This window comes from Pseudobutyrivibrio xylanivorans (genome assembly GCF_010906925.1).
Taxonomy (GTDB): Bacteria; Bacillota; Clostridia; order Lachnospirales; family Lachnospiraceae; genus Pseudobutyrivibrio.
Map to the genome: position 1 here is coordinate 1 of NZ_VTVE01000014.1, position 449 is coordinate 449.

The 449-nt window shown below is 33.6% G+C and carries 2 protein-coding genes; both read right to left on the reverse strand.

Features of this window, described 5'->3' with window-relative positions; genetic code table 11:
* Positions 1 to 180: ATP-binding cassette domain-containing protein (locus F0Q01_RS13665; RefSeq protein ID WP_163927293.1), on the reverse strand; the 180-nt coding region annotated here is incomplete at its 3' end.
* A 78-nt stretch (positions 181 to 258) separates the two neighbouring features.
* Positions 259 to 449: YxeA family protein (locus F0Q01_RS13670; RefSeq protein ID WP_163927295.1), on the reverse strand; the 191-nt coding region annotated here is incomplete at its 5' end.

A 449-nucleotide genomic window follows, 5' to 3' on the forward strand; every position in this document is an offset into this window, starting at 1 on the left:
GTCAAGCGTTGAAATTACATTTAGTAATGTCGTTTTACCTGATCCGGAAGGTCCCATAACGCCAACAAATTCCCCTTCATCCATCGAGAAAGATATTCCTTTTAATGCATGTGATGGATTTCCTCTCTTTTCCCCATATACTTTTTGAATATTTTTAACAATTATCACTGACCTTTTCATATATACTCTCCTATTCTTTGCATACATTTTCCGAACCGGTGTCAAATTCAATGACAATATTAGTTATTGGACTTTTTACTATTTAGTCAATACTTCCATTGCTTTTTCAGGAATGTTTTCCGGAGATACAACTTCGTACTCATAAACATACTTACCTTTTACATGGGCTTTTAAATAACTTTCTTTTGGGAAGTTTTTAACAGAAGTAGTGATTTTAATTTCATCTGTTTCTCCTGATTCATCCACCCCGTTTAACCTGAACATATATC